At 70.2% G+C, this 25,700-nt stretch carries 23 protein-coding genes and 1 riboswitch; of the genes, 9 read left to right on the forward strand and 14 right to left on the reverse strand.

The genetic code is table 11. From position 1 onward, the window contains the following. Positions 1–74: 74 nt before the first annotated feature. Together thiS and thiO are read right to left on the reverse strand one after the other, a co-directional pair. The gene (gene thiS / locus ACAV_RS10925) at positions 75–272 is read right to left on the reverse strand and encodes a sulfur carrier protein ThiS (protein WP_013594636.1); all 198 of its coding nucleotides are present in this window, start codon (positions 270–272) and stop codon (positions 75–77) included. Continuing rightward, complete coding sequence (gene thiO / locus ACAV_RS10930; protein WP_013594637.1) at positions 269–1,387, reverse strand: glycine oxidase ThiO; 1,119 nt, start codon at positions 1,385–1,387, stop codon at positions 269–271. Before thiO ends, thiS begins: the two co-directional genes overlap by 4 nt. 71 nt (positions 1,388–1,458) lie before the next feature. Beyond that, positions 1,459–1,558, reverse strand: a riboswitch (TPP riboswitch). A 68-nt stretch (positions 1,559–1,626) separates the two neighbouring features. Here thiO and thiD point away from each other — a divergent pair. The 4 genes from thiD to ACAV_RS10950 are packed head-to-tail and all read left to right on the forward strand — an operon-like array spanning position 1,627 to position 8,179. Beyond that, complete coding sequence (gene thiD / locus ACAV_RS10935) at positions 1,627–2,526, forward strand: bifunctional hydroxymethylpyrimidine kinase/phosphomethylpyrimidine kinase (protein ID WP_013594638.1); 900 nt, start codon at positions 1,627–1,629, stop codon at positions 2,524–2,526. 31 nt (positions 2,527–2,557) lie between these two features. Then, entirely contained in the window at positions 2,558–6,493 is a 3,936-nt protein-coding gene (locus tag ACAV_RS10940) for a TOMM system kinase/cyclase fusion protein (RefSeq protein ID WP_013594639.1), read from the forward strand. Positions 6,494–6,517: 24 nt separating this feature from the next. After that, entirely contained in the window at positions 6,518–7,315 is a 798-nt protein-coding gene (locus tag ACAV_RS10945; RefSeq protein ID WP_013594640.1) for a BMA_0021/BMA_0022 family TOMM bacteriocin, read from the forward strand. Between the two features lie 9 nt (positions 7,316–7,324). Continuing rightward, the gene (locus ACAV_RS10950; protein WP_013594641.1) at positions 7,325–8,179 is read left to right on the forward strand and encodes a class I SAM-dependent methyltransferase; all 855 of its coding nucleotides are present in this window, start codon (positions 7,325–7,327) and stop codon (positions 8,177–8,179) included. Between the two features lie 156 nt (positions 8,180–8,335). Here the strand turns inward: ACAV_RS10950 and ACAV_RS10955 are convergent, their stop codons facing one another. Beyond that, entirely contained in the window at positions 8,336–8,632 is a 297-nt protein-coding gene (locus ACAV_RS10955) for a hypothetical protein (RefSeq protein WP_013594642.1), read from the reverse strand. Positions 8,633–8,646: 14 nt separating this feature from the next. Next, positions 8,647–9,687, reverse strand: coding sequence for a XopAJ/AvrRxo1 family type III secretion system effector zeta toxin (xopAJ, locus tag ACAV_RS10960; protein ID WP_280512898.1), 1,041 nt, complete (start codon positions 9,685–9,687; stop codon positions 8,647–8,649). Between xopAJ and ACAV_RS25080 the strand changes: the two genes are divergently transcribed. The 4 genes from ACAV_RS25080 to ACAV_RS10975 all read left to right on the forward strand — a co-directional run bounded on the left by ACAV_RS25080 (position 9,668) and on the right by ACAV_RS10975 (position 13,996). After that, positions 9,668–9,937: a hypothetical protein gene (locus ACAV_RS25080; protein ID WP_225981505.1), complete on the forward strand. Its 270-nt coding sequence runs from the start codon at positions 9,668–9,670 to the stop codon at positions 9,935–9,937. The genes xopAJ and ACAV_RS25080 overlap by 20 nt on opposite strands. A 232-nt stretch (positions 9,938–10,169) precedes the next feature. After that, complete coding sequence (locus tag ACAV_RS10965) at positions 10,170–12,356, forward strand: TOMM precursor leader peptide-binding protein (RefSeq protein WP_244875536.1); 2,187 nt, start codon at positions 10,170–10,172, stop codon at positions 12,354–12,356. Positions 12,357–12,420: 64 nt separating this feature from the next. Then, a complete protein-coding gene (locus ACAV_RS10970) occupies positions 12,421–13,344 on the forward strand; it encodes an FHA domain-containing protein (protein WP_225981503.1) in 924 nt (307 codons plus the stop codon). A 313-nt stretch (positions 13,345–13,657) separates the two neighbouring features. Further along, on the forward strand, positions 13,658–13,996 hold the full coding sequence (locus ACAV_RS10975; protein ID WP_013594646.1) for a hypothetical protein: 339 nt from the start codon (positions 13,658–13,660) through the stop codon (positions 13,994–13,996). A 155-nt stretch (positions 13,997–14,151) separates the two neighbouring features. Here the strand turns inward: ACAV_RS10975 and ACAV_RS10980 are convergent, their stop codons facing one another. From ACAV_RS10980 to ACAV_RS11010, 7 genes are all read right to left on the reverse strand, one after another. After that, positions 14,152–15,192: an NAD(P)/FAD-dependent oxidoreductase gene (locus tag ACAV_RS10980; protein WP_013594647.1), complete on the reverse strand. Its 1,041-nt coding sequence runs from the start codon at positions 15,190–15,192 to the stop codon at positions 14,152–14,154. Positions 15,193–15,308: 116 nt separating this feature from the next. Further along, positions 15,309–15,632 carry a ferredoxin FdxA gene (gene fdxA / locus ACAV_RS10985; RefSeq protein ID WP_013594648.1) on the reverse strand — a complete coding sequence of 108 codons (324 nt, stop codon included), beginning with the start codon at positions 15,630–15,632 and terminating at the stop codon, positions 15,309–15,311. Positions 15,633–15,694: 62 nt separating this feature from the next. Continuing rightward, entirely contained in the window at positions 15,695–17,044 is a 1,350-nt protein-coding gene (locus tag ACAV_RS10990) for a sulfate adenylyltransferase subunit 1 (protein ID WP_013594649.1), read from the reverse strand. 183 nt (positions 17,045–17,227) lie between these two features. Beyond that, positions 17,228–18,160: a sulfate adenylyltransferase subunit CysD gene (gene cysD, locus ACAV_RS10995; RefSeq protein WP_013594650.1), complete on the reverse strand. Its 933-nt coding sequence runs from the start codon at positions 18,158–18,160 to the stop codon at positions 17,228–17,230. Positions 18,161–18,201: 41 nt separating this feature from the next. Then, positions 18,202–18,582 (reverse strand): DUF934 domain-containing protein, encoded by a 381-nt coding sequence (locus tag ACAV_RS11000; protein ID WP_013594651.1) that lies wholly within the window; start codon positions 18,580–18,582, stop codon positions 18,202–18,204. Between the two features lie 32 nt (positions 18,583–18,614). Further along, positions 18,615–20,465, reverse strand: a complete 1,851-nt coding sequence (locus ACAV_RS11005; protein ID WP_013594652.1) for a nitrite/sulfite reductase — start codon at positions 20,463–20,465, stop codon at positions 18,615–18,617. 28 nt (positions 20,466–20,493) lie between these two features. Next, positions 20,494–21,297: a sulfite exporter TauE/SafE family protein gene (locus ACAV_RS11010; RefSeq protein ID WP_013594653.1), complete on the reverse strand. Its 804-nt coding sequence runs from the start codon at positions 21,295–21,297 to the stop codon at positions 20,494–20,496. Positions 21,298–21,507: 210 nt separating this feature from the next. On the opposite strand from ACAV_RS11010, the gene ACAV_RS11015 reads away from it, so the two are divergent. Continuing rightward, on the forward strand, positions 21,508–22,752 hold the full coding sequence (locus ACAV_RS11015; protein ID WP_013594654.1) for an MFS transporter: 1,245 nt from the start codon (positions 21,508–21,510) through the stop codon (positions 22,750–22,752). A gap of 37 nt (positions 22,753–22,789) precedes the next feature. On the opposite strand, the gene ACAV_RS11020 is transcribed toward ACAV_RS11015, so the two are convergent. The 3 genes from ACAV_RS11020 to ACAV_RS11030 all read right to left on the reverse strand — a co-directional run bounded on the left by ACAV_RS11020 (position 22,790) and on the right by ACAV_RS11030 (position 25,689). Continuing rightward, positions 22,790–23,302 (reverse strand): GNAT family N-acetyltransferase, encoded by a 513-nt coding sequence (locus tag ACAV_RS11020; protein ID WP_013594655.1) that lies wholly within the window; start codon positions 23,300–23,302, stop codon positions 22,790–22,792. Positions 23,303–23,379: 77 nt separating this feature from the next. Continuing rightward, the gene (mnmC, locus tag ACAV_RS11025; RefSeq protein ID WP_013594656.1) at positions 23,380–25,287 is read right to left on the reverse strand and encodes a bifunctional tRNA (5-methylaminomethyl-2-thiouridine)(34)-methyltransferase MnmC2/FAD-dependent 5-carboxymethylaminomethyl-2-thiouridine(34) oxidoreductase MnmC1; all 1,908 of its coding nucleotides are present in this window, start codon (positions 25,285–25,287) and stop codon (positions 23,380–23,382) included. A gap of 129 nt (positions 25,288–25,416) precedes the next feature. After that, positions 25,417–25,689 carry an oxidative damage protection protein gene (locus tag ACAV_RS11030; protein ID WP_013594657.1) on the reverse strand — a complete coding sequence of 91 codons (273 nt, stop codon included), beginning with the start codon at positions 25,687–25,689 and terminating at the stop codon, positions 25,417–25,419. Positions 25,690–25,700: the final 11 nt, after the last annotated feature.

Raw genomic sequence — 25,700 nt, forward strand, 5'->3', positions numbered from 1 at the left:
GTCGAGGGAGAAGAAGGCGGGGAGACGGCGTGGCCGGCGAAGGCTGTCGGGCGTTCGGGCGCGGTGGCCGGGGGTCAGCCGCCCGTCACGGGCGCGATGATCTCCACCCGGTCGCCGGGTCGCAGCGCGTGGCCGGCATGGCGGGCCTGGGGGACGAACACGGTGTTGACGGCCACCGCGAAAGGCGGGCGGGCGGCGATCGCCGCGATGGCATGGGCCACGGTGGCGCCCTCGGGCAGCTCGGTGGCTTTCTGGTTGATGACGACGTTCATGGCAGTGCGGCGGCGGGTTCGAGGTCCAGCGCCAGGTCGAAGCGGGAGGCGAGGGGGGATTGTCCTTCGTTCAGGCATTCCATCACCACGTCCAGGATGGCCGGGGAAATCATGAAGCCGTGCCGGTACAGGCCGTTCACCTGCAGCACGCGCGGCGCGGTGCGCCGCACCGCGGGCAGGTTGTCGGGCAGGGTGGGGCGGCACTGCGTGGCGATCTCGAGGATCCGGGCCTCGGCGAAGCCGGGGTGCACGGCATAGGCCGCGCTCAGCAGTTCCAGGGTGGAGCGCACGCTCGCGGGCGAGAGGTCGTCCGATTCGATCTCGGTGGCGCCGATCACGAAGATGTGGTCCTCTTTGGGGGCGATATAGATGGGATAGCGCGGGTGCACCAGCCGGGTGGGGCGGCGCAACGCCACGCCGGGCGCGTGCAGCCGGACCACCTCGCCGCGCACGCCGCGGAGTTCGGACCACTGCGCCCGGGCGCCCAGGCCCCGGCAGTCCAGCACCCAGTCGGGCTGGACGGCCGCGCCCGGCGTGAAATCTTCCGGCGCGCGCGGGCTGTGCCAGTGCACCCGCACGCCGCGGTCGCGCATGGAGTGTTCCAGGGCCGCGAGCAGTTGCCGGTTGTCGAGCTGGCCCTCGCCGGGCAGGTACAGGCCCTGGTGGAAGCGCTGCCCCTGGAGGGCGGGCTCCGCCTCCTGCAATTGCCTGCTGTCGAGCACCTGCAGGGCGGGCAGTTCGGGCACGGTGCGGGCCGTGCGCTCCAGCACGCCGCGCAGCCGCGCGGCCTCGGCGGCATCCTGGCGGTGCCAGAGGATGAGGGTGCCCTCCTGCTGGAAGAACACGGGCCACTCGAGGCCGGCCAGCAACTGGGGCCAGCGCGACAGGGCATGGTGACCCATGCGGACCACGCCGGGTTCGGTGATGGCGGATTCCGCCAGCGGCGCGAGCATGGCGGCGGCGATGCGGGCTGCGGCACCCTGGGCGTCCGGGCCCTGGGCCTCGTACACCTCCACGGCGTGCCCCTGCCGCGCCAGCTCGGCGGCCAGCAGCCGGCCCATGAGGCCGGCGCCCAGGATGGCGATGGAGGAATGCGGGGACAGCAGGGCAGTCATGGGCGGGCGGTGGATGCGGTTCTCGTCGGTCGGGCGCTTGCGCGCGAAGGCGCGGCACGGAGAACAGGCGGCGGTCCACCGTCGAAACTCCCCACGCCAGCATGACCTGGATCGGGTGCCGAGGGTCTCTCTCAGCCGCGCCCGGCGGGCGCGGCACCCCTGTTTCGTCCGTTGGCTGAATTACAGCACAGCGCTGCGGAAGGCGTATTTGATATCGCGCATGCGCCATAATTTTTGCCATGAATTCCAAGCCTCTCGAACCACGGCCGGCGGCGTCCGCCGTGGAAGGATCCCGCTACGTGCGCGTCCTGTCCATTGCAGGGTCTGACAGCGGGGGCGGGGCGGGCATCCAGGCCGACCTGAAGACCTTCGCCGCCCTGGGCTGCTACGGCATGACCGCCATCACGGCCATCACCGCCCAGAACACGCAGGGCGTACGCTCCATCCATGGCGTGCCCGCCGCCATCCTGCGCGACCAGATCGACGCGGTGGTGGAAGACATCGGCGTGGACGCCGTCAAGATCGGCATGCTGCATGCCCCCGAGGTCGCCGAGGTGGTGGCCGATGCGATCCGCCGGCACGCGCTGCCCCACGTGGTGCTCGATCCCGTCATGGTGGCCACCAGCGGCGACCGCCTCATCGCGCCGGACACCGTGCGCGTGCTGGTGGAGGCGCTGTTTCCGCTGGCCACGGTGGTGACGCCGAACCTCGACGAGGCGGGCATGCTGCTGGGCCGTGCGATCCAGGACGAGGGCGCCATGGAGGCCGCGGCGCAGGAACTGCTGGGCCTCGGCGCCCCGGCCGTGCTGCTCAAGGGCGGCCACCTGCCGGGCGACGCCCTGGTGGACGTGCTGGCCGTGCAGGGGCTGGCCCAGCACCTGCGCCTGCGGTCCGCGCGTATCCCGACGCGCAACGGCCATGGCACGGGCTGCACGCTGTCGTCCGCGATCGCCGCCCACCTGGCCCTCGGCAGCGGCCTGCGCGAAGCGGTGGCTGCCGCGCATGCCTACGTGCAGGCGGCGATCACGGCCGGTGCGCCGGTGCGCACGGGCCGCGGCGCCGGCCCGCTCGACCATGGGCACGCGCCCGTGGCGCAGCGCATCCAGCGCGATCCGGCCGCGACCGGGGGTGCCCTGTGAACGGCCGCCTGCGGCACAGGCAGGAGGGCGCATGAGTCTCCGCGCTCCGGACCCGGGGCACATCCGGGAAGCTTTCTCCGCGCAGGACGCGCTCGTGCAGCGCTACGTGCTGCAGGACGTGATCGGCACGGGCTCCTACGGCATCGTGTTTTCCGCGGCCCATCGCCAGACCGCCCAGAAGGTGGTGCTGAAGTTCGTCCGCATCGACGAGGACGAGCGCCTTTTCAAGCGGTTCCGGCGCGAGATCGCGGCCTGCGCCCGGCTCCACCATCCGCACATCGTGCAGCTGCTCGACGAGGGCGTGTGCGGACCGTTCGTTTTCGCGGTGTTCGAGTTCGTCCCGGGCCTGACGTTGCGGCAGTTGCTGCAGAACCAGGGTGCGCTGCCCGCGGCCGAGGCCGGCCGCCTCATGCTCCAGGTGCTGGACGCCATGGCCTGCGCGCACGATGCGGGGATCACGCACCGCGACCTCAAGCCCGAGAACATCATGATCAGCGCTTCGGGGCTGACCTCGCATGCCAAGGTGCTGGATTTCGGCATCAGCACGCTGCTGCCCGGCTTCGGCGACGCCCTGGCCACGCAGCTCACGCGCGAGGGTGAATACGTCGGCACGCCCGCCTACAGCTCGCCGGAGCAATTGCGCGGCGAAGCCGTGACCCCCCAGGCCGACCTCTATGCCTGGGGACTGATCTTCCTGGAGTGCCTCACCGGCAAGGTGGTCACTGGCGAATCCACCGCCGAGATCTACCAGCGGCAGCTGTCGCCCCAGGAGTTCAGCCTGCCCCAGGCGATCCAGGGCCATCCGCTGGCCGAGGTGCTGCGCAGCGCCCTGCGCAAGCGCTGCCAGGACCGGGCCGCCTCGGCGCGCCAGCTCTGGGAGCGCTCGGCCGCCGTGCGCCTGGACGACCTGGTGGGCATCCTGCGCACGCGCCCCGGCGCCGGCCCGAGCGCCATCGCGCCCACCGTGGCCTTCGGCACGCCGCACGAGGAAAAGCGGCAACTGACCCTGCTGTACTGCGGCGTCTATTTCTCGGATTTGCCCGAGACGGCCGACGAGGAGGCCGCGGAACGGCAGGAGATGGCCCAGCGCAGCGTGCTGCGCCGCCTCATCGATGTCGCCGTGCAGCGCGGCGGCACGCTGGGCGGCACCCTGGGGACGCATTTCCTGGTCACGCTCGGCTACTCCTCCCACGCCGAGGCCGATGCCCGCCTGGCCGCACAGATCTCCCGCGAGCTGGTGCGCTCGGCAGAGGATGCGGGCCCGGAGGTGCGCTGGCAGGTGCGCATCGGCCTGCACACGGGTTCCGTCCTGATCGAAAGCGGTTCGGTCGTGCCGTGCCGCGCGCTGGACATCGCCATGCGGATGGAGGCCGCGGCAGCCGATGGCCAGGTGGTCGTGAGCGAGGCGGCGCGCCAGCGCCTGCGCCACCATGCGCGCTTCGTGCCGCAGGGCGGCGTGCGCCTGCCGGGCGCCGCCTCGGAAATACCTTCCTTCGGCATGCTGCCCGAAGAAGCCGCGCGCCAGCCGCTGCGCGAAGCCGTGGGCCGGTGGCGCGAGCTGCTGGCGCTGCGCCGCCGCTGGCGGGACGCGGCCGCCGGGCGGGGGCGGGCGGTGCTGGTGCGCGGCGAGGCCGGCATCGGCAAATCCTGCCTGAGCGAAACCTTCCTGTCGCAGGTGGAGGGGCGCGAGGGGCTGGTCCTGCGCACGGCCTGCTGGCCCGAGCAGGAGAACAGCGCCCTGGCACCCATGCTCGCCCTGGTGCGCGCGCAGTGCGGCGATCCGGAGGCTCCCGACGACGCCGTCGTCGATCGCCTGTCGGCCCTGCTGTCCGCGGCCGGCTGCGACGTGGAGCGCGTGCTGCCGATCTTCTGCGTCTGGCTGTCCCTGCAGGTCGGCCGGCACCAGGTCGTGGACATCGCCCCCGCGCTGCAGAAGGCGCTGCTGATGGAGGCCGCGCAGCGCTGGCTGCAGGCGCAGGCGCGCTCCGCGCCGGTGCTGCTGTTCGTCGAGGACCTGCACTGGGCGGATTCCGCCACGCTGGAATGGCTGGCGGCGCTCGCGGGCGCCATGGCGGACCAGCGGTGGATGCTGCTGCTCACGGCCCGGCCCGAATGGGAGCCGGCCCTGCCCATGTCCGGCGCGCTGCAGCGGCTGGAAGTGGGACGCCTGGGGCCGGCCGAGGCCGCGTCCATGGTGCGGCACGTGCTGGCGCCGCGCCGGGTGTCGCAGGCGGTCATCGACCACGTGGTCGCCCGTACCGATGGCGTCGCGCTGTTCATCCAGGAGCTGGCGCGCACGCTGCTGGAAACCTGCCTGGTCGAGCGGGACGGCCTGTGGGACTTCCAGGAGCAGGCCGACCTGAAGGGCATCCCGATCACCCTGCGCGACTCGCTGGAAAGCCGCTTCATGCAACTGGGCCCGGCACGCGAGGTGCTGCGCTGGGCTTCCATCTGGGGGAGGCGGTTCGATGCCGAATGGCTGCCGGACTGCGGCATGCAGGACGTGGAGGACAGCCTGCGGTCCCTGGTGGACGTGGGGCTGCTCATGCCGGCGGATGCCGCGGGCCACTACCTGTTCCGGCATGCACTGATCCGCGACGCCGCCTACGACAGCATGCTGGCCACGCAGCGCTCGCACATGCACGGCGTGGTCGCCACGGTGATATTGAAGCGGCGCCCGCGCGTGCGCGACGAAGAGCCCGGCCTGCTGGCGCACCACTATGCGCTGGCCCGGGATTTCGCGAACGCGGTTCCGGCGGGGCTCGCCCAGCTGCGCATGACGCAGCACCGCTCGCTGAACGACGAGACCATCACCTACTCGCGCACGGTGGAAGAGTGGATCGACCGCCTGGACGAGCCCGACCGCTGGGAACCCCGGCTCGCGCTGGATGGCTACGTGCTGCAGGCGCTGATGAACAAGTACGGTTGGGCGCACCCCCAGGTCGAGCAGCGCATCGAGCAGTCCCGGGGGCTGGTGGAACGCGACATCTCGGTGGACCTGCGCGTGCAGCATATCTGGCTCATGCTCACCTACCACCACGTGGCGAGCCACCGCGCCGAGGTCATGCGCCTGAGCCTGCAGCTGGAAGAGCTGGCGCGCCGGCAGGGGGATGCGGGCATCCTGGTGGCGGCCTGCACCTGGATCGGGCTGGCGTTCTATTCCGAAGGCCGCTTCGAGGAGGCGGAGCGCTACCTTTCCGAAGCCATCGACGAGCGCCATGCAGATGCGTCTAGGCACCACGCCGCGCAGCTCGGCTTCGACACCGTATCGTGGGCGCTGGCCGCGCGGTCCCTGGTCCGCTGGGGCGCCGGCCACGACGCACTGGCGAACGAGGATGGCGTGCGTGCGGTGGAGCGCGCCCGGGCCCTCGCGCACATTCCCTCGATGGGGATCACCATGCTCTACCAGGCGCTGGGCTACCTGGGCCGGCAGGACGTCGAGTGCGCCCGCCAGGTGGTCGATGAGTTGATCGAGCTGTCCGGGCGCTATGGTCTGCCGGCCTTCCGCGGGTATGCCGAGGTCATCCGCTGCTGGGTGGCGGGCGACCTGGCCGGCGCCGACGGAATGATCGAGGCCCTCTGGGGTATCGGTTGCAAGTACTGCCAGACCTACTACCGGGCCTTCTGCGCGGAGATCCTGGCGCGGCAGGGCCGCTGGGCCGACGCCGCCGGCCGGCTGGAACACTGCATCGAACTCACCCGCGAACTGGACGAGGGCATATACACTGCGGAATTGTGGCTGCAGAAGGCCCACTGCCTGCTGCAGGACGGTGCGCGCGCCGAAGAGGCCGCCGCCTGCCTGCGCCAGGCCGTTCAGGTCGCCCGGGAGGGCGGCAAACACCGGGTAGAGGCACAGGCGCTGTCACGCCTGCGCCATGTGGATCCCGCATCCTGCACTGCCAGCGATGAAGAGCGGTTGCAGTCCTTGCTGGGTATGCGCCCCGAGCTCGGGGCTTTCGTGTGTTGATCCGATGATGAGGGGAGGATTCCAATGAGTTCCATTCAGCAACAGCCCGGCGATCCCTTGCTGGAGTTCCGGCTGGCCTATCTGCGCGCCATCGCCAAATCCTGGTACGAGACCGACTACCGCGACCGCCTGCTCGCGCAGAAGGACATCCAGCCGCAGCTCGCCAAGGACTTCGGCCTGAAGACCATCTGGCCCTGGCTCGACGTGTCCCTGGAGCGCAGCGACAACCCGCTCGACCAGACCCTGTGGAAGCCCGAGCTGACCGCGGGCTGGATCGGCCTGGACGACGCCTTCGAGATCGTGTTCCCCGAGGCGCCCTCCGACCGGGCCGCCGAGGCGCTGGCCAGCTACTACCAGCTGTTCCCCACGCTCATGGGCGCGACCGCCGACATCACCAACGAGGAGCACGTGCCGCCCGGCATCGTGGGCGGCGCACTGCCCACCGGCCTGGGCATCCCGGGCGGAGACCCCGGTTCCCTGCTGGCCTTCGGCGGTGTGGTGCTGCGCGCCATCGCGCTCGCCTGGCAGTCCAAGGAGTTCCGCGACGAGCTGCTGAATCCCCAGTGCAGCGATGCGGCCGGCCTGCTGAGCCAATGGCTGGGCTACAACAACCCCTTCAACTTCTCCATCCGGTTCACGCCCAACAAGGCGCTGACCTGGGATGCCGGCAAGGGGCACTGGAACCAGCTCAACCCGGACGGCAGCAAGATCAAGAACCGCATCGTGCTGAACTATCCGAACGCACCGGAAGCCCGCGATTTCTGGCCGATCTCGCTCACGTCGTACAACAACACCGGCAGCGCCTACCCGTTCACCTGCTGAGTGCCTGCCGTGCCAGCTGAAGGGGCGGCCGGCCTCGCCGGGGCCTGGGAGGCCCTGCGCGGCAGTTCCGCCACCCTGGCGCTCACCCTGAGCGCGCGGGCGTCCCCGCTGGCACGCGAGGCCGATGCCGCATGGGTGGATCCCTGGGCCGCGCCGCTGCTGGCGCTGTGCCCCTGGGACCTGCGCCGCGCGGCGGATGACTCCGCGCTGGTGCGGGCCGTGGTGGTGCGCAGCCTGGCCTTCGACCGCATGGTGCTCCAGGCCTGCTCCGAGCGGCCTGTCCACGCCGTGGCCAGCCTGGGCGTGGGGCTCTGCACGCGGCAGGGCCGGCTTGCGCCGTCCCTGCCCGGTGTCGAGTGGATCGATGCCGACCTGCCGGAAGTCATCGCCCTGCGGCGCCTGCTCCTGCCTGCCGTCGCGGCGGCATGCCCGGGCCAGCTGGTGCCCGGTGCCCTGCAGGACAGTGCGTGGCTGGACGCCATGCCCTGGCAGGACGGCCGGCACTTCCTCGTGCTGCTCGAAGGCGTGGCGCCCTATGTGCCCCCGGCGGACATCCGGCACCTGCTGGAGCGGCTCGCGGCGCGTGCGCGGCGCGAAGGCTGCGGCTGCCGCGTGGTGCTCGACTACCTGCATCCGGATTTCGTCCCGATCGCCGCCTGGCAGGCGGGCCCCGCCATGCTGCCGGTGGTCAGCGGTTTTCGCGATGCTGCTGCACTGGTGGAGGGGAGCACCGGCTTCCGTGTGCTGCAGGAATGCCAGACTTTCGGCCTGTTTTCCGAAGCGCACCGCCGGTTCGAGGACGAATTCCGCGGGCGCCATGGCCATGTGCCCTATGCCGTGGCCTGCCTGGAATCTGCCTCTTGAGCCGTTGACAGAGCCAGGAGACAACGTCGGGAGTGTCTGGCCTGAGAGCGGCTGACACGACCCAGCGAAGCGGTTCTGGCCAGGCGCCGCATCGCAGGCAGTACGGGTAGTACGACAAGATGCGGCAACGACGCCAGAAGGGTCGTGTTGGTCGCTTTAAGACCAGGACGCGAGCGTTGTCACCACCCGGGCGAAGTCCTGCAACGTGCCAACATTTTTGTGCTCGACGTAATACATGTATTCGTACATGGCTTGCCGTTCGTTCCATTCAGCAAGGCGGCCTGCTTGACTGGTATCGCAAAGCCTCTCCAGTTTCACTAGATCAAAAGGCTCCTTGCCATTTTTGTCGGCCAGTTCCTTCGCCGCGTTCAACTCCGCATTGCGTAAAGCAGCATTGCGTTCCTTGAGTTTCTTATGGAAGTCGAGCGCATCTGCGCCTTTCAGGCCTGTCATGGTATTTTTCGGGGTCAAGTCAGTGAACTATGGGCGGCCAGAGCGTCCGACCACGTCATGCCCGCGTACCGCTCCAATGCGGTGCGGGCATCCATGGCTCGCGCTGGGTCGTCTATACCTTTGGTCAGCCGGTCGATCAGCGCAGCGTCAATGATCTGATCGCCGCTATCGCCTGCCCGGGCACCTTGGGGATCTGTAATGGCCTCGTATAACTGAGGGTCATGAATGCTCAGTTCACCGTTGACGACGCTGGCAACCATCGCCTTGCTGCCATTCCCGGTAGTGCCGAATAGATGATAGCTCCCCAAGGTCGGGTTCGAGAGAAACTTGTCGATGACATCGAGCCGGTGCCCGCGAACCGCCGAGAATCCGTTGGCAACCGCAACGTAGGGTGGCCGGGGGGCGTCACCTTCGTGCTTGCGCTGCAGCACGCCCATGAGTGACTGCTCGAGTGGAGCATCAATATCGCACAACTCGATTTTGCGACCGGTCTGCTGAGCCAGCTTGATGTACGCGTCGATTTCGTGCGCTCCAGCCAGTCGCTTATCGACCAGCATGCTGATCGCCGCGCCGCTCGCGGTCTTCTGCAATCGGAGTTCGTCTTCAAGCCGGTCAGCGAGGATGCACGACTCGGCGTGTACCTGCGCCGAGGTAAGTTTTGCTCCCTCTGGAGTTTCTGCGAGCGAACGTTTGAAGATGTCGGGATTAATACAGCCGGCGCCGCCACTCTCCTTGAGGGCATTGGCGAGTACGGGGATGGTTTGTGTCGCCATGCGTGTCTTTCCCGCAGCCGTATTGCCTCGCAACGCGAACAATGTCGGTGGGTGGCCACCGCGCTCGATCACCTCGGCGAAATCCTGGGCTGCAGTTTTCGCATCGCCGATCAGCCGGTCATGCAATTGACGCCGCTCGGGGCGCCAGTTTTGAGGATGGGCCAAATAGTCCCATCGGGACTGGCCAGGAGGAGGGAGTTCCCCCAGGCCGAAGATCTCGTCCGACCCCCTGGGTGCGGCCGGCAAACGGATCGCAGGCCTGTTGCCCGATGTCTCCGGCACTTTTGCCGGCAGTGAGGCCCTGACCCGTGAAGGCGATGAACTGCGCGATCTCTGCGATGGTGCCGGGAAGCCGGCTGGCAGCGCATGTACCGGACGGGAGGTCGGGCGCGGTGGCGTTTCATGCCGGCTGATCGAAGCGGCGTTGCTGGTCACGGGCCGGGGCGTTGAATCCGCTGAATTTCGCCGGCTGAGTCTGTCTGTCATTGGTGGGCGCTATACCGATTGTTCAGCTCGCGACGTTGTCAGGTGAACCGCAAGCCAGCCGGACTCGACGGATCGCTCGCCTGTCGAAGCTCTGCGGAGTCACAGCTAAAGTCACGCGGCAATTTATGCGCTGTGCAGTCCTCGCCCCGGTTGCGTTCCGAACGCAGTGACTGGGCTGCGAATTCCGGGCCTGCGTTCTTCGTCTTTTCGAGCAAGGCCTCCTGGCCGGATCTTGTTGCCTCGATACTCCCTGTATGCCCATGGATTGGTTTCATACCGTGCCTTGCTGGCACCCCCGCTTCCGCGCGGTGCAGCGCCCTGCGGCCCTGTCCGCCACGTCCATCCCCTCCGCCCCGATCCTGGTCGAGGAGGTAGGCGCGTTTTTTCTGCCCTTCGCGGAGTCGGCCATCCTCGCGCATCTGGTGGACGGTGCACTGGCCCCCGCGGCCTGGTGCGCGGCCGGTGGCGATCCGCGGCACCTGCCCGGCCTGCTGTCGGCGATGGAGGCGCTGGCGCGCCGCGGTGATCTGTTCGCGCGCGGTGCAGCTCCCGGTGGCTGGGCCGTTCCCCGCGTGGATGCCGCGCCGGTGCATGAAGAGGGCGACGCCGGCAGCGTGACCTGGCTGGTGGAGCCCGGCGCGCTGCCTGCCTGGCGTGCTGCGGTGGATGCCGCTGGTGGAGGCGCCATGGCGGAAGTGGACCTCGTGTTGTGCGAAGACTATTTCGATCCCCGGCTGGCGGGGGAGTGGGAGCGCGCTCTCCAGGCGGACCGGTCGCGCTGGTGGCTACCCGTGCGCCTGGGCGGCGCGCAGTCCATCGCCGGCCCCCTGCTGCGCCCGGGCGGGTCCGGGCCGTGCTGGCACTGCTTCCTGCACCGCCTGCGGCGCAACAGTCCAGGGCGCGCCTGGCTGGAGCGGGAGGTTCCGGGCTCGCACGGGCTGGTGCCCCTGTTCAGCGACCCGGCGGGCCGGGCGCTGCGCTGGCGCCAGGCGCAGGAAGCCGCGTGCCGCCTGCTGGCCGATGCCGTGCCCGGGCGGTTCGCCGTGCTCGGCAACCCCCAGGCGCCGGCCGGAGGTGAGGGTGATCCGGAAGCATGGGAGGCGGCGCCGCGGCGGCCCCAATGCCCGCAGTGCGGGGATGTCGGGTGGATGGAGCGACAGGCCCGGCAGCCCGTGCAGTTGCGTGATGTGCAGACCTTGCCGGGCGCGCGGGGCGGCTCCCGCACGGTACCGCCTGAAGCCACGGTCCAGGCCGTGCAGTCCTCCGTCGGCGCGTGGGCCGGCGTGGTGACGGAGTGCTCGCCGCTGCCCCTGGCGGAAGCCGGTGCCATCACGGTCTATCGCAGTGCCTTCCATCCGGCCGGCCCGCAGGAAGGCGGCCCGGTGGCGGCGCGCTGGTGCCTCGGCAAGGGCATGACCGCCGCCCAGGCGCAGGCGAGTGCGCTGTGCGAGGCGGTGGAGCGCTACGCCGCGGGTTTCCAGGGCGACGAAGCCTGGACCGAGGCGTGTGAAGACGCGCTGCCCGCTCCCGCCTTCGGGCCGCGCTCCCTGGTGTTCGTGAGCGACCGGCAGCGTGCGCGATGCGGCCCGGGGGACGACCGCGTCCGGCGCACCCTGGCCCATCCTGCCGGGGCGCCGCTGGCCTGGACCCCCGCCTGGTCCCTCACGCGCGGGGCGCCGTGCTTTCTGCCGCTCGCCCACTGTTATGCGGGCGTACCCGAGCGCTGGTCCCGCTACGGCGAGTGGAACTCGAACGGCTGCGCCGCCGGCAACTGCGTGGAGGAGGCCGTCCTGCAGGGCCTGCTGGAGGTGGTCGAGCGCGATGCCACGGCGATCTGGTGGTACAACGAACTGGCCATGCCCGCGTTCGATCTCGGCCGTGCAGACCCGGAGCACGTCGGCCGCGTGCGCTCCACACTCGGCAGTGGCTGGAGCTTCTGGGCGCTGGACCTGACCCACGATGTCGGCATCCCGGTGGTGGCTGCCGTGGGCCGCCACGCCGATGGCGACTGGGCGCTGGGCTTCGGGTGCAGCCTGGGCGCCGACATGGCCTGCGAGCGGGCCTTGACGGAACTGGTGCAGCTGGTGGCGGTGGGCAAGACCCTGCCCGGGCACTGGAACGGCCTGCGCAGTGCATCCCCGCAGTTCCTCCTGCCGGAAGGAGGGGATAATCACGGCATCGCGTCTTCCGTCCGCGCCTGCGCGGCAACGGGCCGGCGCGGCGGCATCCGTGAGGACATCGCGGCCTGCGTGGAGGCGGCCCGGAGGTGCGGCCTGGAAGTGGTGGTGCACGATTACTCGCGCCCGGACCTTCCGCTGCGCACGGTCAAGACCACGCTTCCCGGCGCCTGCCATATCTGGCCGGAACTCGCGAATCCCCGCCTGTCGCGCGTACCCGTGGCGATGGGATGGCGCGATGCCGCGTGGGACGAGGGCGACCTCAACCCCTGGCCCCTCTACGTCTGAACTGAAAGCGTTCCTGCGGAGCACGATGGCGATTTTGCGCAACCTTTCGAGCGGCCGGAGCATCGTGCTCCGTCCCCTGCATACCTTCGGCCGGCATCCGGATTCGTGCCGCACGGTACTGCAGGAGGCCGATGTATCCAAGCTCCATGCCATCGTGCGCTGGTCCGGCATGCGCTGGGAGGTTGCCGACCAGAGCCGCAACGGCACCCTGCTGGACAATGCGCGGCTGCAGCCCGCGCACTGGCACGGCCTGGCGGAGGGCTCCGAAATCCGCTTCGGCGCTTCCGCCGCGGCCGTGTGGACCCTGGTGGATGCCTCGCCGCCCAGGACCGGCCTCTGGCCGCTCGGGGGCGAACCCGTGCTGCGGGTGCTGGACATCCAGGAAAACCTGCTGCCCCATGCCTCCGCGGCCGAATCCAACGTGTTCCAGTCCGAAGGGCGCTGGTGGTGGGACCGCATGGACCAGGTGCAGCCCCTGCTGGACGGCCACATCGTCCAGGCGGGCGGCCAGCGCTGGGAGTTCGTGCTCTGCGAGGACCTGGGTGCCACGCAGGACGTGCCGCGCATGCCGTCCGCTGCGGCGCTGCCGGCCCCGCTGTTCGATTTCGACGTGAGCCAGGACGAGGAGCATGTCTGCCTCGACATCCAGCTGGGCGGCCAGTCGCTGTCCCTGGGCGAGCGCATCCACCACTACACCCTGCTCACGCTCGCGCGCCAGCGACTGCAGGATGCCGGGCGGGACGTTCCCATGGCCAGCCAGGGCTGGCTGGCCATCGACGCCCTGGCGCGCATGCTGGGGGTCGACGTGCCGTACCTGAACATCCAGCTGTTCCGGGCGCGGCGGCAGGTCCAGAACACCCTGGGTGCCGCGGGCGACACGGTCTCCGTGGTGGAGCGGCGCCGCGGGGAAGTGCGGTTCGGCGACTATGCCTTCCGCATCCGCAAGGGTGGCCGCCTCGAAGGCGAACGGCCCGGAGCCCGGCCATGATGCAGCGGGTCTGTAATCGCATGTAATGGGTTGTTGCGCGACTTTTCTCTAGATTACGGTCACCGCGCTGCAATAGCAGTCGCTACAAGAACCATACCGTCATCAGAGGGGGAAGACCTGGCCGGCCGCCGGCCGGGGTCATCAATCCTTCGAGAGAATCGTCATGCAGCAACCGCAGAGCCACCGGCAGATCGATGGAGTTCCGCAAGGGGCTTCCGCCCCTGGCGCGGGCCTGCCCCGCCATTTCAGGGCTTCACCGTCAGGGTGGCACACCGGCCGGGTGGGCGCCTGAACAGCGCCAGGGAGTCGGCACATGCGATGCATCACCCTCTCTTCCGGCGTGCAGGCCTCTTCCCGGCGCGCAGCGGCGGGTGCCTTGTGGCAGCCGCAGACCCTGTGGGAGTCCTATTACCAGCACGTGATGGGCTCGGCGCCCGAACAAGGCTACCTGTCCGCCTTCTGGCGCCACTACCACGGCAGCTGCGCCGAAATGCACGTGCACGGGCAGGATCTGCTGCGCTGGAGCAGCGAGTGCGATGGCGTACTGTGCCGGCTGCCCTATACGCCGCTGAGCGATTTCCTCCGGGAGCTCAAGGCGCTCTGCACGCATGCCCACCGCGTGGGCGCGGCCGTGCAGGTGATTGCGGATTGAAACCAGGAGAACATGGCCGACACGGCCAGGGAGGAGAAGCGAGTCCGTCGCGATAACAACAAAAGAGAGAAACGCGCCACTTCTGGGAGGGAGATGGCGCGGGGCGAAGGCCCCTGGCACCGCTGCCAGGGGCCTTCGTCCTTCCTGCAGGCGCGTCAGCCTGCGACGCCCAGGCGTTCCTTGAGCCGGGTGCTGGTGGTCGTGTACTGCAGGGCGACCGGCGCGCCGGCCAGGTGCTCGGCCGCCGCGAACGCGGCCAGCGTGGCCTCGTGGAAGCCGCAGAGGATGAGCTTGCGCTTGCCGGGATAGGTGTTGATGTCGCCGACGGCGTAGAGCCCCGCCACCCCGGCCGAGAAGGTGGCCGTGTCCACTTTCACCTGCTTGCGCTCCAGCGCCAGTCCCCAGTCGGCGATGGGGCCTAGGCGCGGCGAAACGCCCAGGCACAGCAGCAGCGTGTCCAGGGGCAGGGCGTGCTCCGAGCCGTCGGAAGCGAGGAGGCGCACGGCGGCGAGCCGGTCCGTGGTCTCGATGCCCGTGGCCTGGGCGGCCAGGACGCGGATGCGGCCACCGTCGCGCAGTGCCTGCAGCCGGGCGAGGTCCTGCGGCGGCGCCTGGAAGGCGTCGCGGCGGTGCACCAGGGTGACGCTCGCGGCGGCCTCGGGTCCGGCCTCGGCGCAGGCGATGGCGCGTGCCACGGCCGTGTCTTCGCCCCCCAGGACCACCACCTGCCGGCCGCGGGTGGGCGCGGGCTCTTCGTGGTGGAAGACCTGGGTGCCGTAAAAGCGTTCGATGCCGTCGATCTTGAGCGTGCGCGGCACGAAGGCCCCCACGCCGGCCGCGATGAACACGGTGCGCGCATGCAGCGTGGTGCCGGTGTCGGTGGCGAGCAGGAAGCCGCCATCGGGGGCGGGCTGCAGCGTATCGACGCGCTGGGAGAGATGCAGTTGCGGGGAAAACGGCGCGATCTGCCGGTTCAGCAATGCCACCAGCTCGCGGCCGGTGCACACGGGCACGCCCGGGATGTCGTAGATGGGTTTGTCGGCGTACAGCTCGGCGCACTGGCCGCCGACGTTGGGCAGGGCGTCAATCACATGCGCGGCGATGCCCTGCAGGCCGAGCTGGAAGACCTGGAAGAGCCCCACGGGCCCCGCGCCGATGACCACGGCATCGGCTTCGATGGCGCGAGCGTTTTCCATCACGGACGCCGCGCAAGGGCCGCCCCGCCGCGCCGGCGCCGCCCCCCTTCCGGCCAGCGGAGCACCGCCAGAGAAGGGGGGAGCGGCGCAGCCGCCCGGGGGGATGTGTTCATCTTTCAGCGGACGAGTTCGGCGATCTTGCCGGGCTTGCCGTTCCACTCGTCGGCGTCGGGCAGCGAGGCCTTGCGCTTGGTGATGCTCTTCCACTGCGGAGCGAGCTCGGCATTGAGCTTGATGAAGGCTTGCTGGTCGGCGGGCAGGTCTTCCTCGGCGTAGATCGCGTTGGCCGGGCACTCGGGAATGCACACGGCGCAGTCGATGCACTCGTCGGGATCGATCACGAGGAAGTTCGGGCCTTCGCGGAAGCAGTCCACGGGGCACACGTCCACGCAATCGGTGTACTTGCACTTGATGCAGTTTTCGGAGACGACGTGAGTCATGAGAGGCAGTCTTTGGGTCGGGGTAACCCGCAATTTTAGGGCGGTTCGGGTCCGGGGCGGTTTCAGTTAACCAGCACGGCTGCGGCGGTGCGGTGGCTCGCGGTGTCCACGAGGATCAGGGAACCCAGCACGCGGGCCTGGCCGAACGGCGCGGCGGGCAGGGCTTCCTGCAGCAGCAGGTCCACGTGGCCGATGGCGTTGGGCTCCAGCTGCGCCGCCTCTTCCTCGGCCAGCGTGTGGATGTTCAGGCGGTGCACCACGCGCTGCGCCTTGGCCTTGACCCAGCGGTGGCCGTGCAGTGCCCAATACACGCGGCCGGCCACCAGGGGCTCGTCGTCCATCCAGGCCACGGTGGCGCGGATCTCGCGGCGCGCCGGCCAGGCGGGCACCGGCGCCGGGGTGTCGAAATCGTCCGCGCCGGCCGTTGCCGCGGGGGTGGGCGCAGCCAGTATCCAGTCGCCGCGCGAGACGTCCACTTCGCGGTCGAGGATGATGCCCGCGCTGGTGCCGGCCTGCACGGTGTGCGGTTGGCGGGCGTGGTCGAGCACCTGTGCCACGCGGGCGAGCTGGCCGCTCGGGAACACCTGCACTTCCGTGCCGGGCGCGACCTGGCCCGCGGCGACGCGGCCCCAGAACACGCGGCGGCCCTGCGTGGTGTCTGCCGAGGACGAGAATTTCTCCACCCACTGCACCGGGAAGGCCAGGGCCAGTCCGGTGTCGGCGGGCGTATGGGGCAGCTGCTCCAGGATCTGCAGCAGGCTCGGGCCTTCGTAGCCGCACCAGCCGGGCTGCGCATCGACCACGTTCCATCCCTTGAGCGCGGACACGGGCACGGTGGCGCGCACGGCGATGCCGGCCGTCCGGGCGAAGGTTTCCAGCGCGGCCCGGATGTGGCGCCATGCGAGGGCGGGGTCGTCCACTGCGTCGAGCTTGTTCACGGCGAACACCAGCGAATGCACGCGCAGCAGGTGCACCAGCAGGGAGTGGCGGCGCGTCTGCGGCAGCAGCGCCAGCTGCGGGTCGCGCCAGTCGAGCTTGGTGGCATCGACCAGCACCACGGCCGCATCGGCGCTGGAGGCGGCCGTGACCATGTTGCGGGTGTACTGCTCGTGGCCCGGTGCATCGCCGATGATGAACTTGCGCGTCTCGGTGGCGAAGTAGCGGTAGGCCACGTCGATGGTGATGCCCTGCTCGCGCTCGGCCGAGAGGCCGTCGGTGAGCAGCGCCAGATCGGTCTCGCCGCCGCGCGTCACGCCGGCCAGGTGGTCCTGCAGCACGGCGCGGCTGTCCACCAGCAGGCGCCCGATCAGCGTGCTCTTGCCGTCATCGACCGAGCCGCAGGTGATGAAGCGGAGTGCGGATTGGTGATCGTTCTGGCCTGCCGAAGTGGCCGTGGCTGCTTTGGCAGCCATCGAATCAGTCGTGTTTGTCATCCAACTCTTTCAGTCGCCCACGCGGGGCGTTAAAAATGGACGCGGCCCGGGCGAGAACCGCCGTGCAAGGGCCGCCCCGCCGCACTGGCGGTGTCCCCCTTCCCACCGGGCGCAGCCCGGCGAGAGAAGGGGGAAGGCGCGCAGCGCCTCAGGGGGATGCCTTCAAAAGTATCCGTCCTTCTTGCGCTTTTCCATGGAGGCGTCGGACGTCTTGTCGTCCATGCGGGTGGCGCCTCGCTCGCTCACGTCGGCCGCCAGCGTCTCGATCACGATGTCCGCCGCCGTCGCGGCGCCGCTGGCCACGGGGCAGGTGCAGGTGATGTCGCCCACGGTGCGGAAGCGCACTTCGCGCGTCACCACTTCCTCGCCCTCGCGCGGCGGCGTGAGCTCGGTCACCGGCACGAGCAGGCCCTTGCGCTCGACCACGGCGCGCTGGTGCGCGTAGTAGAGCGAAGGCAGGGCGATCTGCTCGCGGTCGATGTACTGCCATACGTCCAGTTCGGTCCAGTTGCTGATGGGGAACACGCGGAAGTGCTCGCCCGGGGCCAGGCGCGTGTTGAACAGCGTCCACAGCTCGGGCCGCTGGGCCTTGGGCTGCCACTGGCCGAAGCTGTCGCGGTGCGAGAAGATGCGCTCCTTGGCGCGGGCCTTTTCCTCGTCGCGCCGGGCGCCGCCGATCAGCGCGTCGAAGCGGAATTCCTCGATCGCTTCCAGCAGCGTCACCGACTGGTGCACGTTGCGGCTTTCTCCGGGGTGGGCCAGACGCACGGTGCCGCGCGCCATCGAATCCTCCACGCTGCGCACGATCAGCTCGGCGCCCAGTTCCTTCGCGCGGAAGTCGCGGAAATCCGTGACCTCGGGGAAGTTGTGGCCGGTGTCGATCATCAGCAGCGGATACGGGATGCGACCCGCACCGAAAGCCTTCTCGGCGCACTTGAGCATCACCAGCGAATCCTTGCCGCCCGAAAACAGCAGGGCGGGGCGCTCGAAGGCGGCGGCCACTTCGCGCAGGATGAAGATGGTCTCTTCCTCCAGCGCGTCGAGGTGGCGGTTGCTGAGCTGGCTGAGCACGTGGGGTTCGGTGCGGGCGTTCATGCAGTCGTTCTCTCGTTCTTTTCTCGTGTGCGGCGGGCGCCTCAGGCAGCGTCCCGGAAATGCGGCAGGGGATGCGCTGCGTCGCCCTGGTAGAAGGCGTGGAAGCGGTCGAACTGGCGCTGCGCATCGGTCAGGTCCACGCCTTCGCGCAGCACGGCCACGTCGAAGCCGCAGCGCGCCATCTGCACGAGCTGGTCGATCAGCACGTCGCCGGTGGCCCGTATCTCGCCGCGGAAGCCGCGCCGCTGGCGCAGCAGGCGGGCCTGGCTGAAGGCGCGGCCATCGGTGAACTTGGGGAAATGCAGGTCGATGCGTTCGATGCCCGCCAGGTCCTGCACGAGCGGATCGGCGTCGTTGGGCATGGCCAGCACGTGGTGCCCCGGCGCGGTGGCGGCGGGATCGTGGGCGGCGATGATTTTCATGGTATCTCTCGTGGGAATGCGGTGCTCGGGGCTCAGGCGGCCACGCTCTCGGCGGGATGGCGGGCAGCGTTGGCGGCGGCCTTGAAGGGCTCGATGCCGACGCGGCGCACGGTGTCGATGAAGTGCTCGTGCTTCTGGCCGCGGGCGCTGCCGGCGGCTTCGGGCGACAGCGGCTGGCGCTGGTCGCGGTAGGTGGCCAGCAGCGCCTCGATCACGCCGGGCACTTCGGCCGCGCTGAAGGACGGCCCGATGATCTTGCCGGGCACGGCCGGGCCCGACAGGTCGGTGCCGTCGGCGCCGCCGAGCGTGATCTGGTACCACTCCTTGCCGTCCTTGTCCACGCCCAGGATGCCGATGTGGCCGCTGTGGTGGTGGCCGCAGGAATTGATGCAGCCGCTGATGTGCAGGTCGATCTCGCCCAGGTCCCAGAGCTCGTCCAGGTCCTGGTAGCGCTCGGTGATGGCTTCGGCGATGGGCAGCGAGCGCGCGTTGGCGAGCGAGCAGAAGTCGCCGCCGGGGCAGGCGATCATGTCGGTCAGCAGCCCGATGTTGGGCTGGGCCAGGCCCAGCGCGCGCGCTTCCTCGTAGAGTGCGGGCAGCTGGTCGGCGCGCACCCAGGGCAGCAGCAGGTTCTGCTCGTGCGTCACGCGGGCCTCGCCGCAGGAGTAGCGGTCGGCCAGGTCGGCGGCCGCGTCCATCTGGTCGGCCGTGGCGTCGCCCGGCGCATAGCCGATGCGCTTGAACGACAGCACCACGGCGCGCAGCAGCGGGTGGCGGTGCGGCAGCACGTTGCGCGTGAGCCAGCGGCCGAAACCCTTGTCGCCTTCGGCGGCTGCGCGCAGCAGCGACAGCGTCTGGCTTTCGGCGTCCGCGCCGCCCAGGTCGGGCACGGGGTCGTGGAAGCAGGCGGCCACGCGGTCGTATTCGGCCTGCGTGATGGTGTGGGGGCCGCCCTCCACCTCGACGATCTGGCGGAATTCCTCTTCCACCTGGTCCACGTAGGTCTGGCCCTCGGACTTCACGAGGATCTTGATGCGCGCCTTCCAGAGGTTGTCGCGGCGGCCGTAGCGGTTGTAGACGCGGATCACGGCTTCGAGGTAGTTCATGAGCTGGTTCCAGGGCAGGAACTCGCGCACCACCGGGCTGATGACCGGCGTGCGGCCCATGCCGCCGCCCACGCGCACCTGGAAGCCCAGCTCGCCGGCCTCGTTCTTCACGAGCTGCAGGCCCACGTCGTACCAGCCGAGCGCGGCGCGGTCTTCGCGGGCGCCGTTGAGCGACACCTTGAACTTGCGCGGCAGGAAGGCGAACTCGGGGTGCAGCGTGCTCCACTGGCGCAGGATCTCGGCGAAGGGGCGCGGATCGGCGATCTCGTCGGCGGCGATGCCGGCCAGCGCGTCGCTGGTGATGTTGCGGATGCAGTTGCCGCTGGTCTGGATGCCGTGCATGTGCACGGAGGCCAGCAGGTCCATGACGTCGGCGCTCTTGTCCAGCGGGATCCAGTTGTACTGCACGTTCGTGCGCGTGGTGAAGTGGCCGTAGCCGTACTTCAGGCGCGTGCCGATGCGGCGGCCATCGGCGAGCGGGATGTCGCCGAGCTTTTCCTGCGTGGCCTGGGCCTCGGCCAGCAGCGCCGGCTCTGGGATGTCGTATTCGCGGGCGATGCGGGCCAGCACGCGCAGCTGGCCGCTGGAGAGTTCGCCGTAGGGCACGGCCACGCGCAGCATGGGAGCGTAGCGCTGCACGTACCAGCCGTTCTGCAGGCGCAGCGGCTTGAACTCGTCGCCGGAGAGCTTGCCGGCCTGGAAGCGGTCCAGCTGATCGCGGTACTGGTCCGCACGCAGGCGGATGAACTGTTGGTCGAATTCTGTGTATTGGTACATGGTGGGGTGGTGCGCCTCGCAGGCGCGCTCAGATCAGAACCAGTTTGGCGCCCGCCCAGGCGAGCAGCACGGAAAGGGCCGAGCGGATGAACCGCTCCGGCGCGCGGGAGACGAGCCGCGAGCCCAGCCAGATGCCCGGCAGCGAGCCGGCCAGCAATTGTGCGAGAAGCGGCCAGTCCACGGAGCCGAGGCTGGCATGGCCCAGCCCCGCCACCAGCGTCAGCGGCACGGCATAGGCGATGTCCGCGGCGATCACGCGCGGCAGCGGCAGCAGGGGGAACACCATCAGCAGCACGGTGACCCCGATCGCGCCGGCGCCCACGGACGTGAAGGTGACCAGCGTGCCGATCAGCGCGCCCAGCAGCACGGGCAGGCTCCAGTGGCGGGGGCGGTCGGCCTGGGCGCCTTCGCTCTGGCGGGCGGCGCGTTCGGCGGCCTGGCGCGCCGGGGAGAAGACGAAGGCCTTGTACAGCGTGGCCGCGGCCGTGAGCAGCAGGGCGCCGCCCAGGGTGGTGGTCATCAGGTGCTGCGCGGTGGCGCTGGCCGGGCCGATGGTGCGCAGCGCCCAGAGGGCCAGGAGGGCCGAGGGGATGCTGCCCGCGCACAGCAGGGCCACCACGCGCCAGGGCACGAGGCGCTGGCGGGCCAGGCTCACCGTCCCGCCCATCTTGGTGAAGGCGGCGAACAGCAGGTCCGTGCCGATGGCCAGGTGGGGCTTGACGCCGAAGAAGAAGATCAGCACGGGCGTCATCAGGGAGCCGCCGCCGACCCCGGTGAGGCCGACGATCAGGCCCACCGCGAATCCCGCGAAAACGAACGCAAGGTCATGCATGGGCGTGACTGTAGGGGTTCGCCTTATGGTTTCAAACTATTGTTTGCTCCTGCAGGTATATCGATATATGTATATTGCTGCCGGGCGTGCGGCTCCTGCCTCCTGGCGCAGGCCGCCATTCCACGATCCTGGCCGGCGCTACGGGCGTGCTTGGCGTATCGTTGGCGCCGGGCGTTCGCCGCCCTTGCCGCCTGCCGCAGCGCCTCGCCCATGAATGACACCACGCCCCCCGCTTTGCCTCCTGCCGCCAGTGCCGGCACCGATTCCTTTTCCTGGCGCCGGATCGCGCTGCCGGCCTTCGGGCCGTCGCTGCTGTTCGGGGTGGGCGAGGGGGCCATCCTGCCGATCGTGCCCCTGCTGGCCCGGGAACTGGGCGCATCGGTCTCGATGGCGGCGTTCGTGGTCACGCTGATCGGGCTGGGCTCGCTGCTGAACAATATCCCCGCGTCGTACATCACGATACGCTGGGGCGAGCGCTGGGCGATCGTCGCCGCAGGCCTGTGGAGCGCGATCGGCATGGCGCTGGCCGTGCTGCTGCCGGGTGTCGTGCCGCTGGCGATCGGCTGCTGCATGGTGGGCATGTCGCAGGCCATCTACAACCTGGCCCGCCAGAGCTACCTGACCGAGGCCGTGCCGGCCGCCTACCGCGCCCGGGCCCTGTCCACCCTGGGCGGGGTGATGCGCATCGGCATGTTCATCGGGCCGTTTCTTTCCGCGGCGGCGGTGCATGCCTTCGGGCTGAAGGCCGCCTTCGCCGTCGGTATCGCGGGCGTGCTCGCGGCGGCGGCCGTCGGGGCCCGCCTGCCGGACCTCGTGGCCCCGCCCCATCCCGCGGGCGCGCCGGCCCCGGCACCCGTGGGCCTGGGTTCCATCCTGGCGGACCACCGCCGGGTGTTCCTGACCCTGGGGCTCGGGGTGGCGCTGGTGAGTGCGGTGCGCGCCTCGCGCCAGGCGGTGATCCCGCTGTGGGCGGACCACCTGCTGCTGGCACCGGCAGTCACTTCGGTGATCTACGGCATCGCCGGGGGCATCGAGATGCTGCTGTTCTACCCGGCCGGGCGGGTCATGGACCTCAAGGGCCGCCGCTGGGTGGCCGTGCCGTCGATGGCGATCATCGGGCTCGCATTGCTGGCGATGCCCTTCACCGGCGGTTTCGCGACGCTGCTGATCGCCGCGACGGCGATCGGTTTCGGCAACGGCATCGGCTCGGGCCTGATCATGACGCTGGGGGCGGACTTCGCGCCGCGCCATGGCCGCCAGTACTTCCTGGCCGTGTGGCGCTTCCTGTCGGACCTGGGCGGCTCCTGCGGGCCGGCGCTGCTGTCGGCGCTGGTGGCCACCGCCTCGTTGGCGGGCGGCATCGCGGTCACCGGGTTGCTGTCGCTCGCGGCGGCGGCGATGCTCGGCGTGTGGATTCCGGCGCGCAAGGCGAAGGCCGGTCCGCACACTCCTTGAGCCGCCGGAAGGTACCGCCGGCCTGGCGCCGGCCGGGTCAGCGGCCGGCCGGAATCCGGTAGACCACGGTGTCGTACTTCGTTCCCGGCCGGTGGGCAACGGGGACACCGCCGAGCGATTCGGCGATGCGGCGGCTGGGCGTATTGGCCTGCGCGACAGGGTAGGTGAAAGCGGCGGGGGCGAAGTGCTTCGCACCCCAGGCGAAGACCGCTGCCACGGCCTCGCGGCCGTAGGCATGGCCGTGCTCGCTCTCCCGCACCCAGATGCCCAGTTCAGGTTCCGGCTCGAAGGTACGGTGCAGGCCGCACAGCCCGATGAAGGCCTGCGTGGAGCGGCTCCGTATCGCGAAAACGAAATCCCGTCCTGCCGCGATGTCATCCAGCCATCTGCGCCAGATGGTTTCGAACGCCGACGCCGAAGGGGGCGGGTCGAACGACATGTAGCGCGTCAGCGTCGGGGTGATGCACGCGAACGCCTCATCGGCATCCGCGGGCGAGAACGGCTTCAGCAGCAGCCGTGGCGAGGGGATTTCACACTGGCTCCATTGCACTTTCGCAAGTCTCCGGGGAGATAGGGACGGATACGCTGAACATTGTGCATACAGGGCCCTGACGGGCTTGCGGGCGTTCAGTCTCCGGGCAGCCGCTCCGTGGACAGCGCCCGTGCCAGGCGCGCCTCCACGGGCAGCGGCTCGCCCATCATGCGGGTGGCCAGCAGTTCCCCGCACAGCTGCGACAGCGTGAGCCCGCGCGCACCCATCGCGGCGCAGACCCAGAGCCCGGGCTGCCGTGAGGCATCCACCGGCCCCACGAACGGCAGCCGGTCGGGCGCGGTGCAGCGCACCGCCGCCCAGTGGCCGGGGGCGGCGCCCGGGCCGGCGATGGCGGGCGCGAGCCCCTGCGCCAGCGCCGGCAGCAGCTGCTCCAGTTTCGCGGCGTTGGCCGCATGGGCTTGCGCCTGTTCCTGGGGCGAAGGGGGCAGTTCCGTCTGGCCGCGCTCGAAGGTCGAGCCCATCACCCAGATGGCGCCCTCCGCCATGCCCGCATGCGGCACGAGGTTGCCATGGCCGTTGACGGGGAAGGGCGGCCATGCGGCTGCCGGGCTGTCCGCCCGCGTGCCCCAGCTCACCTGGCCGCGCAGCGGATGGATCGGGTAGCGGCCGGGCAGCCACGGGCGGCTGCCGTAGCCGGCGGCCACCACCACGTGGGGCGCTTCGGCGACCAGCGTGCCGTCGCTGCCATAAGCGCGCCAGTGCGTGGCGCCATCGGGAGCGGCCACGGGCTCCAGCCGCGACACGGCACTGCGGCCCTGCCAGTGGATGGCAGGGTGCGCCAGCAGCGCGCGCACCAGCCGGGCCGGCCGCAGCCACCCGCCACGTGCATGCCAATAGGCGACGGTGGCTCCGGGCAGGCCCGCGGCTTCCAGCGCCGCGCCATCGGCAGCGCGGCTCCATTCGGCGCCCACCGCGGCATCGCCGGCCCAGGCGGGCGGCAGGCGGTTCTTGCCATCCACCTCGTGCTCCAGCACGCCGCAGGCGCTCCAGTCCTCGCCCTCCGCCAGGCCCGATGCCTGCAGGGCCTGCAGCGTGGCCCGCACGCCGCAGCGCGACAGGCGCGAGAGCAGGCTGTCGTCGGGCGACACATGCGGTGCGAACACGCCGGCCGGCAGGCCCGAGGCGCCGGCCGCCGGCTCCGCACCCTGGTCCAGCACTCGCACCTGCCAGCCGCGCCGCGCGAGGCTCGCTGCCACCGCGGCGCCCGACAGCCCGCCGCCGATGACCAGCGCGCTCGATGACCCGCCCGCCACGCGAACGTCGGGCAGATCCGGCTGCACGGGGCGCGGCTCCCAGGCCGGATCGAACACCGCCTGCAGGTTGCTGCGCTTCGGGGGCAGGCCGGGCACCTTCTGCACCCGGAAACCGCACTGCGCCAGTCCGTCGCGCACCGCGCCGGCCACGCTCCAGGTGGCCAGCCGCGTGCCGCGGCGGCAACAGCGCGCCACGGCCTTGAGGGTATGCAGGTCCCACAGCTCCGGGTTCACCTGCGGGCTGAAGCCGTCGAGGTACACCGCGTCGGCCACCGGCTGCTGCTGGCGCAGCATCGCCTGCGCATCGCCGATGTAGAGCGTGAGCAGCACCTGCCCGCCCTCGAAGGCGAGCCGGTGCACGCCGGGCAGCAGGCCCCAGTACTGCGCATGCAGCGCGCGGGCCAGCGGTTCCAGTTCGGCATGCCCCAGCATGGAGCGCAGCAGGTCGTCCGCGGAAACGGGAAACGCTTCGCAGGACACGAAATGCAGCAGCCGGGGCCGCGCAGGGTCGGCACGCCAGGCGGCCCAGGTGGCGAGGAAGTTCAGCCCGCAGCCGAAGCCGGTCTCCAGCACCCGCCACATCGGCTGGCCGGCCCATGCATCGGGCAGTCCGCAGCCGCGCAGGAAGACCTCGCGCGCCTGCGCGAGCCCGGTGTGGCTGTGGTAGCGGTCGCCGAAGCGCGGGTTGAACGGGGTGCCGTCGGGGAGCCAGTCGATGGGTTCGGACATGCGGCGATTGTCGGGGTGCCGCGGGGCGCGGAAGCTTGCGCCGCGTCAGCCGCACGACGGGAAACGGGGGTGGGAAAAAGAAAGCCCGGCGAAGCCGGGCTTGCGAAAACAGCGTGAGAGGGGCGGCCGTCAGGCGCTGGGCGGCACGTAGCCCGCAGCGGCATCCGCGCCGCCGCCGAAGAAGTGCTGCTCCATCTGGCGCGCGAGGTACTGGCGCGCGCGCGCATCGGCGAGGTTCAGGCGGTTCTCGTTCACGAGCATGGTCTGGTGCTTGAGCCAGCCGGCCCAGGCTTCCTTGCTCACGTTCTCGAAGATGCGCTTGCCCAGGTCGCCCGGGTAGGGAGGGAAGTCGAGTCCTTCGGCTTCCTTGCCGAGCTTGATGCACTGGACGGTACGGGGCATGTGGATTTCCT

The organism is Paracidovorax avenae ATCC 19860, assembly GCF_000176855.2.
GTDB lineage: Bacteria > Pseudomonadota > Gammaproteobacteria > Burkholderiales > Burkholderiaceae_C > Paracidovorax > Paracidovorax avenae.